Here is a 16924-nt window from a genome sequence, read left to right as displayed (position 1 = left end):
GATGAGAATTTCCTGAGGCCCCTGTTCGATTCCGCCCCGGGCCACCAAGAATCTCAATAGCCCACTTGTTGGGCTATTTTCTTTTGGGTTGGTAGGGTTAGGTGCCATTAGTTTGGGATATCTCTATCAAGAGCTGTCCTTTAAAAGGACAGTTGTGTGGGGGGGATGATTCATCCCTGTGCCAGTCAAGTGTCGATTTAAGCGACGCTGGTGATAAAGGCACTGTCTATGCGGGTATCTCCTACCCGTACGCTCTATATTTATGGGCTATATTGATCCAGATCAACATGATGCCCAGATAGCTATGGGCGGAGGAGACATTGATGAATTCAGAAAACTTTACCAATAGACGTAAAGTCATTACAGCGGCCTTGGCTGGTGGAGCCAGTTCATTATTGCCATCCTGGGCAATGGGAGCAGAGAAAATAAATTTACCGATAGCCTATGGTGAGCGCGAACTCATGGTCTTTCCTGAAAAGAAGCCCATGATTGTATTGACTTCTAGGCCGCCGCAATTAGAAACCCCATTTAAGTATTACGACAATCATGTCATTACGCCAAACGATGAATTCTTTGTGCGTTATCACATGGCCGGGATTCCAACATCCATTGACCCTAATACTTATAGATTAAAAGTTGGCGGCAATGTAGAAAAGCCTTTGGAGATCTCCCTAGAGTCTTTAAAGAAAAACTTTCCATCTCAACGCATTGTTGCTGTTAATCAATGCTCTGGTAACAGTCGTGGCTTGTTTGAACCTAGAGTGAATGGTGGTCAACTTGGTAATGGTGCGATGGGTAATGCCGCTTGGGTTGGCGTTGCCTTAAAGGATATTTTGAAGGCGGCCAATCCTGGTCGCGGCGCCAAGCAAGTGACCTTTGATGGCTTAGATCAGCCAGTATTGCCAAGTGATTCAGATTTCGTAAAAGGCTTAGATATTGATCACGCCATGGATGGCAATGTCATGGTTGCCTATCAAATGAATGGAACAGATATTCCTTTCTTAAATGGTTATCCAATCAAGTTAATTGTGCCTGGCTATTACGGCACTTATTGGGTAAAACATCTTAGTGAAATTAAAGTGGTTGATGATGTATACAACGGCTATTGGATGAATCCTGCTTATCGCATTCCTGATAATGACTGTAACTGTGTTGCGCCAGGAACTGCCCCTTCTAAAACGATTCCAATTAATCAATTTACGATTCGCTCTTTCATTACGAACTTCACAGACAATAGTGTTGTTACTGTTGGTAAGCCCGTTCAAGCTCGAGGCATTGCCTTTGATGCTGGCTATGGAATAAAGAAAGTTTTGTTCTCTCAGGACAATGGACAAAATTGGACAGAAGCAAGATTGGGCCAAGATCTGGGTCGTTTCTCATTTAGAGAGTGGCGCATTGAATTTACGCCAAAACAAAAAGGGACATTGGACTTGAGGGTTAGGGCATTTAATCATGCCGGCCAAGTTCAGCCCATGACCGCAAGTTGGATGCCGGCTGGCTATATGCGTAATATTGTTGAGACTGTTAAAGTCACAGCGGTTTAAGGAGAAGAATATGAAAAAAATTATCCTCCTTCTATCTGCTCTTGCTTTGGCACAAATGGCACAAGCTAAAACGATTGAGTTGCCAGCTGATACTGTTTTATGGAGGCCATCAGATTTGCCAGGCTATCAGCTGACTTTACAGAAATGCTCTACCTGTCACTCTGCCCACTATGCAGAATATCAACCGCCCAATACGGGAGTTGGCTATTGGAATGCCCAAGTTTTAAGGATGAAAAATGTATTTAAGGCACCTATTACTGATGAGGAAGTTCCAGTCATAGTCGACTACCTTAATAAGACTTATGGGGCTAATAGGAAGTAGACAGTAAGCATCTTTTAAAGGCTTCTGATTAAGGGTTGGTGCTTGTAATGTCGTTTTAAACGACAAATTTAGTAATCGGGTATAGAATTTGAGCCATGTTGCCTCGTAGTAAAACACTCGTTTTATTCATTTGCCTCTTCATGATCGCATTTAAGGTGGCCGCTGGAAGTATTTTTATTCAAGTCGCAATAGAGCGGGCAGAACTTGCTGGTAGCTACAGCAATGCTTCAATGTCACAGCAAGCACATAATAGCTCTGACTCAGCTGACGACAAAGAGCAGGTTCATACCATGTACCTCATGAGCCATGTAACAGCTAATATTAGCGAAATTGAAATTACCGTTTTCTCTCCATCGATTGCAGTGGCTTCGTTCTCTATCGTTAATGAAGTTTTGTTTTCGCAAAATTTCCCCGACTCAGCATTTAAACCACCCAAAGCTAACACCTAATTTACTTGGTTGGGATTGGTCTAAATAAGATCAATCCTATTGATAGCATGGCTGAGCCTATTCAGCCGTATTTGGGAAATTCCATCATGTTTAAGTTTATAAAAATATTGCCATTGGCATTATTGGTTTTATTTGTTTCCGCCTGTAGTAGCGTTAAGTTAGATGATGCTAATAGTGTTGCTACTATCAACGCTGGCGGCTCAATGTCGTATGATCCAATCAGCGATTCTAAGTCTAGCGTTTATGGCAAGCGTTCTATCTATTTTGAGTTTGATAGCTATACATTAGATCCAAAATATGCCTCTACTATCTCTGCCCATGCTTCGTACTTGAAAGCATTTCAAAGGCAAAAGGCATCCGTCATTATTCAAGGTAATACCGATGATCGTGGAACCGCTGAGTACAACTTAGCCTTGGGCCAAAAGCGATCCGAAGCTGTTAAGAAAGCGCTTGTTTCTCAAGGTGTTAGTGAGTCTCAACTAGAGGCAGTGAGCTTTGGCAAAGAAAAGCCAGCTGACCCAGCGCAAACTGAAGCGGCATTTAAAGAAAACCGCCGCGCTGATTTTGTGTATCGCTAAACTTCAAAGGCTATTCAATGAAAAACATATTCAAACTAAGTTTGATAGGCATTGCTTTCTTAAGTGGATGTGCGACAAACTTTGCCCCCAATAACCCAGTACAAGTTGCTAAAGCGCCGGCACCAATGACTGCAATAGCCCCAGTTCATACTGGTGCTGTGGCTAAGCGTCTTAATGACTGTATTGTTAACAGTAATCAAAGTGCAGATGCATTGTTGGTGGATAGTCAGATCATCGTTGTTACAAGGAACAATCCGCATGCACAAGCCCTCTTTAATTCAGCCGATAAATTAACTGATCAACAGGCTAAGGCATTAGCTAATTACTTGCTTGAAGCTAATTCTTGTCGTCCTATTGCGCTAGAGGAATTAAGTCCCGAGATGATTTCGGTGTATCAGGAGTTCTTTAAAAAAATCGATGGCGTTTATGCAGATCTCATTTCTAAAAAAATCACTATCGGAGTTGCTAATCAAGAAAGGCAATTACTGATTCAAGATGCTCGCATGAAGCGTCTAGATATTCAATCTAAAAAGAATTAGTGCGATAGATTTATGGCTAGATATAAATTTATTTGTGGCTCTTGTAAGTTTGAATGCATCAGTGGTATTGGTAGAGAGGCGGGGCTTCACTCTTCTAGAGTGGTTATGGCCTGTAAATCTTGTGCAACCATTGATTTATATACGGTTGCTCACCCAGGTAGTATTAATACAGAAATTAGTATTTCACCTGCTTGTACAAGTTGCCTCTCTAGCAAACATTTGGCGGAGTGGGATGGGCTTACCTGCCCACATTGTCAGATGAAGATGCGGGCTATAGGCCCAGATGTTGATGTTGAGAGATCTCGCTTTAAGTACTGGTGAAGGAGAATTCCAATGAGTATGAACAATAGAACTTTGGAAGAGCTTTTTGAGCAGTTAGGATTGTCATCCCAAAAGATTCACATGGAACGATTTATAGAAAGGCATCAATTACAGCCAGGCTCTATTTTGGAAAATGCCATTTATTGGGATCCAGAGCAAAAGACTTTTTTAATTGAAGCCAAAGCCGATGATTCGGAATGGTCAGAAGTTATCGATCAATTGGCTAACTTGCTTATAAAGAAATCAGCTGTTTGATATCTCAATGATGAAGACCTTACAAAATAGTATTGCTATGAGTTTTGCTTATATTCCTGCTGGAAGTTTTTTAATGGGCAGTAATGAAACAGAAAATTCATTAAGACAAGACTTTCCTCAGTATGAGTTAACTCGGCTCTCTGAATTTCATGATGAAAGCCCACTACACAAGGCAATAATTACTAAGCCATTTTGGATGGGACAGTACCCAGTCACGGTTAAGCAGTTTGAGTTATTTTTTAACCCACTCTGGATACATGCCTGAATCGATTCGAGACGGTACTGGTGGATATGGGTTCAATCCAATTGATGCCCATTTAAAGACTATTGATGATGAAGTTTTTGAAGGTCGCAATAGTCAGTATGCGTGGGATAAAACGGGTTTTAACCAAGCGGATGATTTTCCAGTGGTGAACATTACTTGGAATGATGCCAATGCTATGGCTAAGTGGTTAAGTGAGAAAGAGGGAAAAAAGTATCGACTACCAACTGAAGCCGAGTGGGAATATGCCTGCAGAGCGGGTACGAATAGTAGGTTCTTTACCGGCGACGATCCAACTACGCTGATTTCATATGCCAATGTGTTTGACTTAGATTCAGTAGAGATTTGGCCGCAGTGGCAAAAATACGCTCTTGAATATCATAGTCACTACGAATTTTCGGCTCCCGTTGGCAGTTTTCTTCCTAACCCATTTGCTCTATATGACATGATCGGGAACGTATGGGAGTGGTGTTCTGATTGGTATGCTGAAAATTATTATCAATACGCACCAACCATAGACCCACAGGGCCCCAATATTGGTGAAGCGAGAGTAAGGAGAGGAGGTTCTTGGCACTCATGGCCTTTGTACTGTCGATCTTCTTTTAGAAATGTGAATACGCCAGAGTCGCGTTATGTCTTGGCAGGCATGAGGTTAGTATTAGAAGACTAATAATGAAAAAACTAATAATTCTCATTTTAGTTATGGCCTTATGCTCTTGTGCTGAACCCCTTAAAAAAGAGCAAGCCACTGTAACCGCTCAAGGCGACAAGTATTGGACTTTAGATTTCTTTCATTTTTACAAGGGTAAGCAAACCCACACAGAGAGCTTCAAGTTCGTTAATCGAAGGGATTGCTTTGATACCTTGTATCAAATGCAAGTCGACTCTAAAAAACAAAGTTTTCATAGTGGCGCTGGGATATGTACTAAGCTATTCCTTGAGGGGCAAAAGAGAACTCAAGACGATGTATTGGGCTATAGGTAAAGTAGTCTAGGGCTAGAGTCAGACATTCTCGGCCCTGGTTCGATTCCGCCCCGGGCCACCAAGAAACACCGGGTACGTACCGGACACATGCTTTACGTCCGGTACCGACCACATAGTTTACAGTTGCCGTTCACATCCCCCCATCATGAACTGTCCTTTAAAAGGACAAATCCATTATTCATCCCTGCGTCAGTCGATGTCATTTAAAACGACAAATTTAGTAATCAGGTATAGAATTTGAACCATGTTGCCTCGTAGTAAAACACTCGTTTTATTCATTTGCCTCTTCATGATCGCATTTAAGCTGGCCGCTGGAAGTATTTTTATTCAAGCCGCAATAGAGCGAGCGCAGATTGATAGCTCTTATGCCAATGTACCAATCTCACAGCAGTCGTATGAGAGTGCTGGGTCATTCACCGATAAGCATCAGGTTCACACCATGCATCTAATGAGTCATGTGACTGCAAACATTAGCGAGGCTGGAATAACCGTTTTTTCCCTACCCAAGACCCCAATTCAATTTGCTATAGCAAATAAAGTTTTGTTTTCGCAAAACTTTCCTGACTCAGCGTTTAAACCACCCAAAGCTACAGCCTAATATTTTTAGGTTCGGTTTGTCATAGTGGCGTTTTCATTTGCCATATAGCTACTAACGTTTAGCTATGTTTGGGAAACCCCACCATGCTCAGCTTAAAGCCGTGAGCTATGGAAAAGAAAAGCCAGCCAACCTATCTTAGACAGAAGCGGTATTTAAAGAAAACTATCGTGCTGACATTGTTTATCACTAAACCTTCAGACGACCCATTATTAGGAAATGATTATGAAAAAGTTATTTAGAGGAATTTGTCTTTCGACCCTGATGTTAGCCGGTTGTGCCAGCAATAAATCTAGTAATACTATGGCAACCATTGAGAGTAAAGACGCAATACAAAAACAAGTAGAGACGGTTCGAAAAAAAATGATTAGTTGTATTGCCCAAGTAAATGCTAAGGATGATGCGAAAGATGTGAATGCCAACATCATCATTATTTTGCCCAATAATCCCAATGCAAAAAAGTTATTGAGTTCAACAGAATTCATTACTGATCAGCAGGCTATGGAACTCAAACAATTTAAGGAAGAAACAATGCAATGTCGTGGCATTGCTAAGGAATTTCCAAAGCCAGAAATGGTCGCAGTTTTTGAGTATTACTACTCTAAAGTAGACGATGTTTATAGCGACCTAGTCAATAAAAAAATTACCATTGGCGTTGCCAATCAAGAGCGACAAATGCGGTTGCATTACACCAACGACAAGTGGACTGAGGTCATGAAAGACTATCAAGGGAGTTAATCTATGGCGACCAAGTACAAATTTTTATGTAAATCTTGTAAATATGAATGCATTAGTGGTATTGGTACCGAGCTTGGTCCTCGCTCCTCTGAGGTAGCCATGACTTGTAGCTCATGCGCCTTGATCGATACCTATACCGTTCCCAATTCAGAGAGCATTAGTGCTGAGCTTCCCTTTAAGCCCTTATGTAGAGCTTGTGGTTCAGGGGATTATTTGGAGCCATGGGACGGTATCACTTGTCCTTATTGCAAAAATCATATGCGAGCAACCGGAAACCACATAGGGGCTCAGCATCGATCAGGAGGCTGGTAGGAATGGGTATTTAAGAACCGTCCTTTTAAAGGACGGTTCTGATGTATGAATTAAAAAATCCCGATATTTTGCTTTGGATGGTTAGAGGTGTAGCTAAATTGGCATCTATTGTCATATAACTGTCATTTATCCAAACTAGAGTGTCAGCAAATGCGTAGCTCATCAAAACTGCTGGTAACTCTAATCTGTATTTTTATTGTTGCCTTTAAATGCACTTCTGCGGCGGCTTTTGTTCAAAATGGATTAGGGCAAGTTCACAAGATTAACGGCGTAGCATCAAAGAACTTTTGCCTTTCAAAATCATCTAATCAAGATATTAAAAACGCCAACTATTTTCAGTTTTCATCTCATGTGCTGGGATATCTTGAATCTGATCCTAAGCCAGAATTGAGAAATACTAAAGCTATCATCACAAATATTGCCGAGTACTCAAATCCCCACTTGAAGATAATTTCTAGTCGAATCTTTAGACCACCTCGGTCCATAGCCTAAATCACGTTTTCAATTTTTAAAACTCCAAGGGGCTTCACTTTGGGGTGCAATGTTATGTATTTTTAATTTAATAAGGATTTTTTATGAAACAACAGTTTAAAAAAGTTATCACTGCGGGCATGTTCATTGCTTGCTCATCTGTGTTTGTACAGGTTGCTCAGGCAACAGATATCACTGGCGCAGGCTCCTCTTTTATCTATCCAGTGCTCTCTAAATGGTCTGAAGCTTTTAAAGCGAAAACAGGTAATAACTTGAACTACCAGTCAATTGGATCTGGTGGCGGTATCAAGCAAATTAAAGCTAAGACAGTTGATTTTGGTGCTACTGACGCTCCTATGAGCTTTGAAGAATTAGAGGCGAGTGGGATGGTTCAGTTCCCAGCAATTATTGGTGGCGTAGTACCTGTTGTTAATATTGAAGGCATAAAGCCAGGTCAACTGAAGCTATCAAGTGATGTGCTGTCTGATATTTTCCAAGGAACAATCGCAAACTGGAACGACAAGCGTATTAAGTTGCTTAACCCTGGCCTTCAAATTCCTGCCGGTGAGATTACAGTTGTTACTCGTGCTGATGGTTCTGGTACAACAGCGATCTTTACTAATTATCTTTCTAAGGTAAACAAAGGCTGGAAAGATGCAGTTGGTTTTGGTGCTTCTGTGAAGTGGCCAGCTCCGTCAACTGTCAGCGGTAAGGGCAACGAAGGGGTATCGGCAAACGTAGCTCGTATTAAGAATTCAATCGGCTATGTAGAGTATGCATACGCTAAGAAGAACAATATGAGTTACACACAAATGAAGAATGCTGAAGAGAAGTTTGTAGAGCCAACAGCGGCCTCTTTCGCGGCGGCTTCTGCAGGAACTGACTGGTCTAAGTTTCCAGGCATGAATACTTTCATTACTAATGCGCCTGGCGCCAACGCTTGGCCAATTACTGGCGCTACGTTTGTGGTGATTTACAAAAAACCTGAAAACAAAGCTACCGCATCAGAAACCATCAAGTTTTTTGATTTTGGCTTTAAAGATGGCAAGAAAATGGCTTCAGATTTGGACTATGTGCCAATGCCCGATGCTACTACCAACTTCATTCGTAAGAGTGTCTGGTCACAGGTTGATACTAAGTAATCTACTTAATTTTGGTAATCAAAACCACCCTCCGGGGTGGTTTTTTTCGATTAAGTCTCAATAATGTCCTTTAAAAGGACGTTTCATGTTGAGGTTGTCCAACTTTAAGTCTGAAAATAAAATAGCTGTATGACAACAGCAATCTGCCCACAAAGTGACTAAGGTAATCAAAGTACTTGAAAGTCACCTAGAAGTAATCTCATCACCCCAGCAAGAATCCGAGCCCACAGCCTTAAGCCAGCTCAAATACGCTGAGCCCACAGAGCTTTACTTACGCGATGGCGAAGTAGTTATTCACCGCAGACCCGGAAGTCCACTTTGGCATTGCCGCTTTAGACTGCAAGATGGTTCATGGCATCGTCAGACCACCCGCCAAGCCAGTATTGAACATGCAGTACGAATGGCATGCGATCTTTACGATGAAACCAGATTTCGCCAAAGACTGGGGCTTGCGCAAAAGTCGCCCACGTTTGCAGAAATTGCACACGCCACTCTCTACTCAATGCGGCAGGACTTGGATGTGGGTATAGGCAAGAGCGTGTACGGTAGCTACATCACCTGTATTGAGAAATACTTTCTACCCTACTTTGGTGACAAAAGACTAGAAGAAATAACTTATACAGACGTGCATGAGTTTGAAGTTTGGCGTAATAGGCAGATGAATAAGTTGCCTAGAGCCAGCACCCTTATGAATTTTGCCAGTGCTTGGACTAAGTTACAGCTGGTAGCCATTAGCAAGGGTTGGATCAGCGAACGAGTAGCTATTCCAAAACTCACAGCTAGAGGGCAAAAAGGTAAAACCCGCCCAGCGTTCACTCGTGAAGAGATTGATCGCTTATTGGAGTTTATGGAGCCATGGATTAAACAAGGCCGATTAGAGATTGAGCATGAAACTCGCCCTCTACTGCGTGACTATATTGAAATGCTTTTATACACAGGCATGCGGCATGGCACTGAGGCACTCAATATCTGCTGGAACAACGTTGAGTGGCATACCCAAGGCGATAAGAAATACCTACGTATATGGGTGGATGGCAAGACGGGTGGGCGTTGGCTCATTGCCAAACATAAGGCAGTAGATGTGCTCAAACGATTACACAGTAGGCAACGTGCCGTGTGGGATATTCCCTTTGATCGTCTATTTGAGACAAGAGCACCAGAGCGGATCTTTGTTTTTGCCAATGGTCATCAGCCTATGCGGATTGATGGCGCATTTAAGCGATTGATGCGAGATAGTGGTTTGGGATTAAGTCATGATGGGCAGATGCGAACACTCTATTCACTTAGACATACCTACGCCACTTTGGAGTTGCTAGAGAACAAGACTGATATTCACACGCTATCCAAGCAGATGGGAAATAGTGCCGCCATGATTGATCGTCACTACAGCAAGTTGACGGCAACGATGGCGGCAGATAGGTTGGCTTGAATATGAACTGTCCTTTTAAAGGACAAAAAAAGAGCCCACTCGAAAGTGGGCTCTTAACTTTACTCGTCAAGCGGGATAGTAAAGGTGGACTGAAAGATTGCGGGGTTTATCCTTAGCATATAGGTAGCTAAGGGCATGTAGCTATCGTGATACTTGTAGCAATCATTAGCCGCTTCTTCGTTGTCAAATACACCCTCAATAAATCCCTCATCATCGGCGATAAAGACAATCCATGCTGATTCCATATTTCACCCTTAATAAATGACATTGGGCGGCGGCTGTTGACCTTTACGCCTAGCCAATCGACTCACGTTATGAAACAAGTTTCTAAACGATCCATTAGCGGCCTGAATAGTGGGCAGTAACTCTTCATTAGATAAAGCTACCCCCGCCTCATCAGCAATGGATTTGGCAATATCCAAATAAGCATTCGGATTTGCCGCATTCATTTCTACCAAAATGCAACGATCCAAAAGCCCCTTGTCTAGCTCAGAAACATTGTTTGTCGTCAATATGAATACCCCGCGAGTTGTATTCAAGGCCGACTTCAAACTTTGCTGAGCCTGCTTAGTCAAGTTGTCCACTTCATCAAGAATGATGTAGTGAAGCCCGCTAACGTTGAAAGAGCTTTTAGTCAAGATTGCGTCAATTCTTGCCATCACTTGAGGCCCATTAAAGCCCTGCTGACAGCCTATAAACACTGGATCCCAAACTAACTCTTCTTTAGTTTTGCCATATTCAATGTGGTTAGGTAGCATTTTGGCCAGTGTGGTTTTGCCTGTCCCAAAGACTCCGTATAAAAGAATCGCTGATTTGCCGCTGTAAGGTAATTCTTCGGCACCCGAGACAATATCTTCAATCCGCAATTTAGATTCATTGTTTCCAAAGATGATGTCATCAATCGTTTGAGGCTCATGATTATTTCCTTTCGTTAACATTTGTATTCCTTTCAAATATGAATGGGGAACGCTCATAACATTCCCCTTGATTAATTAAGCAGATTTAGCAATAGCGCCATCTGCATCATTTGCCGCTTTGATCTCTGCTTTGGCTTTGTCTTCAAGCTCTTTGCCAACTGCATACAAAGAGGTAAAGGCAGACTTAACCAGTCCGTCTTGACGCAAAACTGCATAGACACCAAAACTGCCGTCAGCTTGTTGCTCCGCTAAAAGTACGCACATATCGCCTAGGTACTGAGCATCAGCAACATGTGAGAGCAATTCAGACTTGGCATAGCCAATAGGTGTTTTGCCTTTTAGATTGTTTTTAGCAATCTCAGCTTTGTCCGCAGGCTTGATGTAAGTAGCGCTCTTACCAAGACTGATCTCTTGAACGCCGCCACGCTCTTCCACCCATGCTGAAAAGTCAGTTATCAAAACTTTCTCTTTCATTGCCTGACGAATAACCAAAGAGTAGGTGCTGATACGGCGGCGATCTCTAGATCCAAAAACAGCACGCACTACACGTGTCGCTAATGGGAGATCCTTTTTATATGTGTAGCCACGATCTTTATAGAAAGACTCTAAAGATTCGCTACGTTGTTTAGCTTCTGGAAGTGTCAGGTCACCACAAAAAGCCAAGCAATCACCTAATACTGCATATAAGGCTTGATTACTTGTTCTGTAGGCACCCTGTTCCCAGTTAATACGATTTGCTTCCATATTAGTAAGGGCAACGGTAGTACCAACAGCAACGTTAGTTACTTTGGTTGTGTCCTTTAAAAGGACGTTTGTTGTAACAGGGGTTGTATCTACTGCGTTTAATAATGCATTCATTTTTAACTCTCTTTCTGTATTAAGAAATATGACTGCTTGTTAAGAAATTTAACCGCTTGGCCATGTATCTAATTTATTCGTTTGGGTTAAAATTCGATAATCCATACAGAAATGATCTATTTAGGATGTTAAGAAAATGGTCAAATTCTTTGAGCCGTACCCAACTTTTGGCACTAAAAACAATAGACAGCCCTTGTCTAGGCAGGAGCAGAGCCCTTATTACTGGTGGTGGGCGTACTTGCGCCGCAATAAAGACTATTTGGCGACTTGTGAAAAAGGCGGCAAGGGCAAGTACTCCAAGCTATATGCAGACTTTGGTGATGTGCGCGATGATGAATTTAGAGTTTGGTGGCGAGCCAAAGGGGTTGAATTATTTGCAGAGCAAATGTCCATCTACAAATTTAAAGAGATAGATGGGAAAGACGAAGTGCCTGATCAATGGAGTAAAGATGACTTCATCTTTTTACAGGTGCCACTCACTTACGATAAGAAGTCACTAAAGAAGTATTTCAATGAGTTGCTGATGGAGCGCCACGGCAGAAAGAAAGGTCGCCCATCTAAAACTGTGAGCAAGACTACAGCCAGATATCCGCTCAATGGAACTTATACGATTGCAAACTTGAGGCTGTGTCTACAAGTCTATGACCGTTATATGGAAACAAGATTGGGCACCAATAAATTAAAGTTGTGGGAGATTGGCGCAGAAATGGGTCTATTGGATAAAGACTCTATGCCTAATCCTAAAGACGATTACGCAGATAGGCTCGTTAAGCGTAATCGTTTGGCGGCAACAGTCGGAAGGTATATCAAGCAAGCAAAGACAAGGATTGATAATTCATCCACAGGTCAATTTCCAGTTGCATGAGCCGTCCTTCAAAAGGACAAATTAGATTAACTCAACAGCGGCCTTAAGCTGATCTGGACTGCTATAGAGATAGGTTGCAGTAGTGCTGATATTTCTATGTCCTGCAAGAGACTTCAATATATGTATCGCCGTACCTTTATTGGCAAGTCCAGTTAAGAATGTGCGTCTACCGCTATGGCTACTGGCACCCTCTAGCCCTACAGAGCGATATAGATAAAAGAAGTATTGGGTAAGTGAGTTAGCTGAGAACCCAGCTTGCTTCTGCGTGTAAAACAAGGGTTTAGTTACATCTTTGATTTTGATTGCTTTGATGTACTGCGCCAGCTCCTTTTGCATACGTTCATTTAAGTAAACAGTACGAGCATGTTTGCCCTTGGTTTGATCGGGCATTAAGCGTACTTCGCCCTTAATACTACTGTCGCCGTTTAAAACGTCGTTTATGCGTAGCGCGGCTACTTCAGCTACTCGCATACCCGCGTAGTGCGTTAGTAGCAACATAGCGCGATTACGTGCTGAATGCCTACGTGTAGCAACGTGATCTAAAACTCTGCGTAGCTCTTGTGGATTTAAAACTCTAGCTTGTGACATACGTTCTCCCTGAAATGTATTAAATACAGAGTTACAGTATGTTTTCTTAGATTCGGTTTGGGCAACCGAAAATGGCTGAAAAAGAACCGCTGTTTTATCAATGAGTTAGGCAAAAATATAAGAGTAGTACTGTTCTCTTATATTTATCGTGGCATTTTGACAACAGAAATTAATAATCACCAGTATTTAAATCGCCTTCCGTAAGCTCAGGAAAAAAAGACTGAAGTATTTGTAATTGGTTGTTGATGATTTCTTGATGATCTTCATACTCTTTAATCATGTCCTTTACCTCTTGAGCAGAGACACCATCATCGTATCCTTCAAGTTCGTAAATGCCATCCTCATTAGGTTCGGTGTCTAGTAAATCATGAAGATCATGAATGAAGGGTAAATGATCTTGTTCAAAAAATGATAGACCCATTGCATGAAGAGAGCCAATTAAGTCCTCTGACACAAAGTCAATGACATCATGCTCTGTAAACTTTTGGATATAGTTAAAGTCGTCAGAACCTACGATCAAATAAGTAGGATCTATACTTTTATTGGAATCAACATCAATACAAAATAAGCGATTCTTTCTACCAAGACCAACTGAAAGAATTTGCTTTGTGTATAAGTTAAAAAATAAAAAATTAGGATGATGAATACCATCTCTTAATACATTTTGTAATGGGGAATACAAATCCCTCAATAACTTTATATCCTCAGGGCTTAAAAGAGAGGTGCATATAACTAATAGGTGACCAAGCGGAAATTTTGTATCTCCATAGTCATCATTTGCTCCATTCTCAATTTCAATCATTCTTTCGAATTCTTCTAGAAAGATTGCTGGTCCCCGCTGATTCTTATCAAAGAAATCCTTTGAATACAAATTAACTAAAGTGCCTTCACTTTCTAGACGATTTAATAATTGCATTACTTTTGGTGAACCATTTTGTATTTGCATAATTCCCTCCTTTTTCAATACTTTAATATAAATTTTGATAGTTGTTATTGAGTAAAGGCGAACTACGTTCCCCTGTGATTTCGCTTGTCGCTCATCACATTTCTTCTTCTCTAATGCTGATCTGATGTTGTTTGATGGACTTTCGCTAGATTCAACCTACACTGAGCCTTAAGCAACAGGCTCAGTAATAGAAAAGGACTTTCGCTGAGTTCTTTACTACACCACTTATGGGCACAACCAGTTTGGGAAGGGCGGTTTCGCTGTCTCCTTTTATGTGCGGCTTGAAACGCAACAATGACAAAAGCAATAAGTGGCTACCCTTGTCTTGTTTGAAAGTTGCTGTGTAAGCAGGGCTTTCTCGTGATCCGTAAAACAATGTTCTACGATCTTTGTGCTAATTCGTATACTTGATTCATATTAGTCAGCAAGGCTAATGGCGTCCGGTTAAGGATAGTGAATTAAGTCTCTGCTACCGCCCAGAATTTCCATGACTGTGACTCCTAGTCCAGCTTTAGGGTGACATAACGACTGAGTGTCACTGCTCTTGTTTCGGTAGTAATGTAATGGCATACAAAACGTTCTTCTGTTTTGTCGTCATAGTTATTTAGTGAAACCTAATAAAAGAAGGCGCATTATTGGCAAATTTATTAGATCTTTGTGGCTTTTGGCAAAAAGAGGTTGTCCATCCAAAAACTCTGACAATAAATTAAGTGTGCCCATTCACTTATAGGAGAAAAAGATGAGCACATTAAACAGTTTGAAAATGGTTAATTCAAAAAAGCCAACAGCAATTCCACCAGTACTACATCGCAGGAATAAATTAGCGAATAAAGTGTGGGAGCAGATCCAGTTAGCTAAAGCCAGCAAAGAAGGCGGTACGTTTACTGTTAAGAAATTCAAAACAGTTAAAGACATTACTGGCGCACGTAAAACCATTGAACATGAAAAGCGTATTCGTCAATGGTGGTTCGTTGCTATGGATGGCAAGGTTTGCTTAAACATCCGCTACGGCGCCAAGATTATTGAGTTCGCTAAAGGCAAGACTGCTGTTGAGGTGAATTCAGCAGATGAGCTAATTAAAGCCCTAGAGATTATTAAGGTGGCCGTAGAAGCAGGCGAGCTTGACACACAAATAGAAGCCGCAAGCGGCGCTGTACGTGCGGGCTTTGGTCGTTGAAGTTTGTCCTTTTAAAGGACATTTATATATGGGGCGCACCGCAAGGTAGCCCCATAGGTGGCGAGGGCTGTCGCCACCGATCCAGCGAAGCCTAAGACGAATGTCCTGCACCAGCTGGTGCGCTTAGGACAGAGAAGACCATCATTTTCCAGCACCACGTGGTGCACGTTTTGGAAAAGATGGGTGGGCTGAAGCCCCCATCGCAGAGGCGAGCCAGCTGGCAAAGAGCCGAATGCGACATGATTTAAAAGACCCGAGGGGCGCCGAGACTATAAATATTTGTATGAACAAATATCAAGCCCTTGTCCGTATCAATGGTCATCAAGTTAAAACAGCTGTATTTGCCGATAGTCAGATCCATGCGCGGCTGATTCTGCAATATCAATTTGGTATGAATAGTTTGGTGTCAGCTCCCAGCCTATCTGAAGATAAAGATACCTTGTCTTTAGGTGAGGCTATCAAAATGATTAAACCCACTAAGCCACTGAATCTCAAGCAGGCAAGAGTAGCTTCTCTTAAGAGAAATGTGGATTCAGCCAAACAACAACTAAAGCTGGAAAAGGATCGCCAGCATCATCAACAAACTATCAAGCCGATCAGTAGTAAGCCCTAAAAAAATTACCGCGCAATTTTCAAGGCCAGTGGAGATCTCGGCCCCTGGTGATCTAATCTAACCCCACCTCGTATTCGTAATAATTCTTATTCTGACAATCAGGCGATTTGACCCAAATTCAAGGGTTTTTTGGCGGTTTTTATTGGAAAAGGAAATCGCTTGTTAGTGGGGATGAGAGGTATTGCGAGGATGGTTTTAATTTGTCCTTTAAAAGGACACGTCAATTATTCATCCTTGCATCAGTCGATGTCGTTTTAAACGACAACTCAATCAAATAGCTCTTTGATTAACCCGCTTTGATAATTCCTCAGCACTTTCTTTTCGCTCACTGTAGCGATCAGTCAAATAGCTTGAAACTGACCTAGTTAGCAAAGTAAATTTAACCAGCTCTTCCATGACATCAACTACTCGATCGTAATTGGCCGAAGGTTTCATGCGATTGTTATCCTCAAACTCTAGAAATGCTTTGGGCACTGACGATTGATTTGGAATTGTGATCATCCTCATCCATCTACCTAGAATTCGCATTTGATTGAGAGCATTAAAAGATTGCGAACCACCGCTCACTTGTAATAAAGCAAGAGTCTTGCCTTGAGAGGGTCTGACAGCGCCAACGCTAAGTGGGATCCAATCAATCTGCGATTTCATTAGTCCTGTCATAGCTCCGTGTCGCTCAGGACTGCTCCACACCATTCCTTCTGCCCATTGAACTAACTCTCTTAGCTCTACTACTTTGGGATGTGTTTCAGGAGCGTCATCCACTTGCGGCAATCCATGAGGATTAAAGAATCGCGTTTCACAGCCCATCGCTTTTAATATTCTTTCTGCTTCTTCTGCCAGAAGGCGACTAAATGACCTCTCTCTAAGTGATCCATATAAAAGCAAAATCTTAGGTGGGTGACTATCAATGGAGTTGATGGTTAATTCATCAAGACTTGGCTTATGAAATAGGGCTTTATCGATATTGGGTAGATCAGTCATGGATGAATACTAATTTAAAGGTGAAATTATTAAGAGAG

The 16924-nt window shown here is 41.8% G+C and carries 25 protein-coding genes; 19 read left to right on the top strand and 6 right to left on the bottom strand.

The window, feature by feature from the left end:
• The first annotated feature begins 323 nt into the window (after positions 1-323).
• The 16 genes from AOC29_RS11200 to AOC29_RS11125 all read left to right on the top strand — a co-directional run bounded on the left by AOC29_RS11200 (position 324) and on the right by AOC29_RS11125 (position 9941).
• Positions 324-1544: a molybdopterin-dependent oxidoreductase gene (locus AOC29_RS11200; RefSeq protein WP_112314314.1), complete on the top strand. Its 1221-nt coding sequence runs from the start codon at positions 324-326 to the stop codon at positions 1542-1544.
• 10 nt (positions 1545-1554) lie between these two features.
• Positions 1555-1866 carry a cytochrome c, class I gene (locus tag AOC29_RS11195; protein ID WP_112295111.1) on the top strand — a complete coding sequence of 104 codons (312 nt, stop codon included), beginning with the start codon at positions 1555-1557 and terminating at the stop codon, positions 1864-1866.
• Positions 1867-1961: 95 nt separating this feature from the next.
• Complete coding sequence (locus AOC29_RS11190; RefSeq protein ID WP_112314313.1) at positions 1962-2315, top strand: hypothetical protein; 354 nt, start codon at positions 1962-1964, stop codon at positions 2313-2315.
• Between the two features lie 86 nt (positions 2316-2401).
• Complete coding sequence (gene pal, locus AOC29_RS11185; RefSeq protein ID WP_215296049.1) at positions 2402-2893, top strand: peptidoglycan-associated lipoprotein Pal; 492 nt, start codon at positions 2402-2404, stop codon at positions 2891-2893.
• A gap of 17 nt (positions 2894-2910) precedes the next feature.
• Positions 2911-3432 (top strand): hypothetical protein, encoded by a 522-nt coding sequence (locus AOC29_RS11180; RefSeq protein WP_215296048.1) that lies wholly within the window; start codon positions 2911-2913, stop codon positions 3430-3432.
• A 12-nt stretch (positions 3433-3444) separates the two neighbouring features.
• On the top strand, positions 3445-3753 hold the full coding sequence (locus AOC29_RS11175; RefSeq protein WP_215296047.1) for a hypothetical protein: 309 nt from the start codon (positions 3445-3447) through the stop codon (positions 3751-3753).
• Between the two features lie 12 nt (positions 3754-3765).
• Positions 3766-4008, top strand: a complete 243-nt coding sequence (locus AOC29_RS11170; RefSeq protein ID WP_215296046.1) for a DUF2789 family protein — start codon at positions 3766-3768, stop codon at positions 4006-4008.
• Positions 4009-4015: 7 nt separating this feature from the next.
• Positions 4016-4273 (top strand): SUMF1/EgtB/PvdO family nonheme iron enzyme, encoded by a 258-nt coding sequence (locus tag AOC29_RS11165; RefSeq protein WP_215296045.1) that lies wholly within the window; start codon positions 4016-4018, stop codon positions 4271-4273.
• Positions 4266-4940 carry an SUMF1/EgtB/PvdO family nonheme iron enzyme gene (locus AOC29_RS11160; protein WP_215296044.1) on the top strand — a complete coding sequence of 225 codons (675 nt, stop codon included), beginning with the start codon at positions 4266-4268 and terminating at the stop codon, positions 4938-4940. Before AOC29_RS11165 ends, AOC29_RS11160 begins: the two co-directional genes overlap by 8 nt.
• A 2-nt stretch (positions 4941-4942) precedes the next feature.
• Entirely contained in the window at positions 4943-5254 is a 312-nt protein-coding gene (locus AOC29_RS11155) for a hypothetical protein (protein WP_112295107.1), read from the top strand.
• A 244-nt stretch (positions 5255-5498) separates the two neighbouring features.
• Positions 5499-5852 (top strand): hypothetical protein, encoded by a 354-nt coding sequence (locus AOC29_RS11150; protein WP_215296043.1) that lies wholly within the window; start codon positions 5499-5501, stop codon positions 5850-5852.
• Between the two features lie 222 nt (positions 5853-6074).
• On the top strand, positions 6075-6587 hold the full coding sequence (locus tag AOC29_RS11145) for a hypothetical protein (RefSeq protein ID WP_215296042.1): 513 nt from the start codon (positions 6075-6077) through the stop codon (positions 6585-6587).
• 3 nt (positions 6588-6590) lie between these two features.
• Positions 6591-6899, top strand: a complete 309-nt coding sequence (locus AOC29_RS11140) for a hypothetical protein (RefSeq protein WP_215296041.1) — start codon at positions 6591-6593, stop codon at positions 6897-6899.
• A gap of 150 nt (positions 6900-7049) precedes the next feature.
• Positions 7050-7391 (top strand): hypothetical protein, encoded by a 342-nt coding sequence (locus AOC29_RS11135; protein WP_215296040.1) that lies wholly within the window; start codon positions 7050-7052, stop codon positions 7389-7391.
• Between the two features lie 83 nt (positions 7392-7474).
• Positions 7475-8512, top strand: coding sequence for a phosphate ABC transporter substrate-binding protein PstS (pstS, locus tag AOC29_RS11130; protein ID WP_215296039.1), 1038 nt, complete (start codon positions 7475-7477; stop codon positions 8510-8512).
• A 154-nt stretch (positions 8513-8666) separates the two neighbouring features.
• Positions 8667-9941 carry a tyrosine-type recombinase/integrase gene (locus tag AOC29_RS11125; RefSeq protein ID WP_215296038.1) on the top strand — a complete coding sequence of 425 codons (1275 nt, stop codon included), beginning with the start codon at positions 8667-8669 and terminating at the stop codon, positions 9939-9941.
• A gap of 59 nt (positions 9942-10000) precedes the next feature.
• Here AOC29_RS11125 and AOC29_RS11120 read toward each other — a convergent pair whose 3' ends face one another.
• From AOC29_RS11120 to AOC29_RS11110, 3 genes are read right to left on the bottom strand one after another with little or no spacing between them, the layout of a single operon-like run.
• On the bottom strand, positions 10001-10186 hold the full coding sequence (locus AOC29_RS11120; protein ID WP_215296037.1) for a hypothetical protein: 186 nt from the start codon (positions 10184-10186) through the stop codon (positions 10001-10003).
• Between the two features lie 9 nt (positions 10187-10195).
• Positions 10196-10879, bottom strand: a complete 684-nt coding sequence (locus AOC29_RS11115) for an AAA family ATPase (RefSeq protein WP_215296036.1) — start codon at positions 10877-10879, stop codon at positions 10196-10198.
• A 54-nt stretch (positions 10880-10933) separates the two neighbouring features.
• A complete protein-coding gene (locus tag AOC29_RS11110) occupies positions 10934-11716 on the bottom strand; it encodes a hypothetical protein (protein WP_215296035.1) in 783 nt (260 codons plus the stop codon).
• Positions 11717-11852: 136 nt separating this feature from the next.
• On the opposite strand from AOC29_RS11110, the gene AOC29_RS11105 reads away from it, so the two are divergent.
• The gene (locus AOC29_RS11105; protein WP_215296034.1) at positions 11853-12581 is read left to right on the top strand and encodes a hypothetical protein; all 729 of its coding nucleotides are present in this window, start codon (positions 11853-11855) and stop codon (positions 12579-12581) included.
• A 21-nt stretch (positions 12582-12602) separates the two neighbouring features.
• Here the strand turns inward: AOC29_RS11105 and AOC29_RS11100 are convergent, their stop codons facing one another.
• Positions 12603-13169: a site-specific integrase gene (locus AOC29_RS11100; RefSeq protein ID WP_215296033.1), complete on the bottom strand. Its 567-nt coding sequence runs from the start codon at positions 13167-13169 to the stop codon at positions 12603-12605.
• 169 nt (positions 13170-13338) lie between these two features.
• Entirely contained in the window at positions 13339-14115 is a 777-nt protein-coding gene (locus tag AOC29_RS11095; protein ID WP_215296032.1) for a hypothetical protein, read from the bottom strand.
• Between the two features lie 739 nt (positions 14116-14854).
• Between AOC29_RS11095 and AOC29_RS11090 the strand changes: the two genes are divergently transcribed.
• Positions 14855-15292 carry a DUF6641 family protein gene (locus tag AOC29_RS11090; RefSeq protein WP_215296031.1) on the top strand — a complete coding sequence of 146 codons (438 nt, stop codon included), beginning with the start codon at positions 14855-14857 and terminating at the stop codon, positions 15290-15292.
• Between the two features lie 283 nt (positions 15293-15575).
• Positions 15576-15905: a hypothetical protein gene (locus AOC29_RS11085; RefSeq protein ID WP_215296030.1), complete on the top strand. Its 330-nt coding sequence runs from the start codon at positions 15576-15578 to the stop codon at positions 15903-15905.
• Positions 15906-16175: 270 nt separating this feature from the next.
• Here AOC29_RS11085 and arsH read toward each other — a convergent pair whose 3' ends face one another.
• The gene (gene arsH, locus AOC29_RS11080) at positions 16176-16886 is read right to left on the bottom strand and encodes an arsenical resistance protein ArsH (RefSeq protein ID WP_215296029.1); all 711 of its coding nucleotides are present in this window, start codon (positions 16884-16886) and stop codon (positions 16176-16178) included.
• Positions 16887-16924 lie beyond the last annotated feature (38 nt).

Source organism: Polynucleobacter sp. JS-JIR-5-A7 (assembly GCF_018687935.1).
GTDB lineage: Bacteria > Pseudomonadota > Gammaproteobacteria > Burkholderiales > Burkholderiaceae > Polynucleobacter.
Note: the sequence above shows the minus strand (reverse complement) of the source record. Positions and strands in the feature narration are given on the sequence as shown.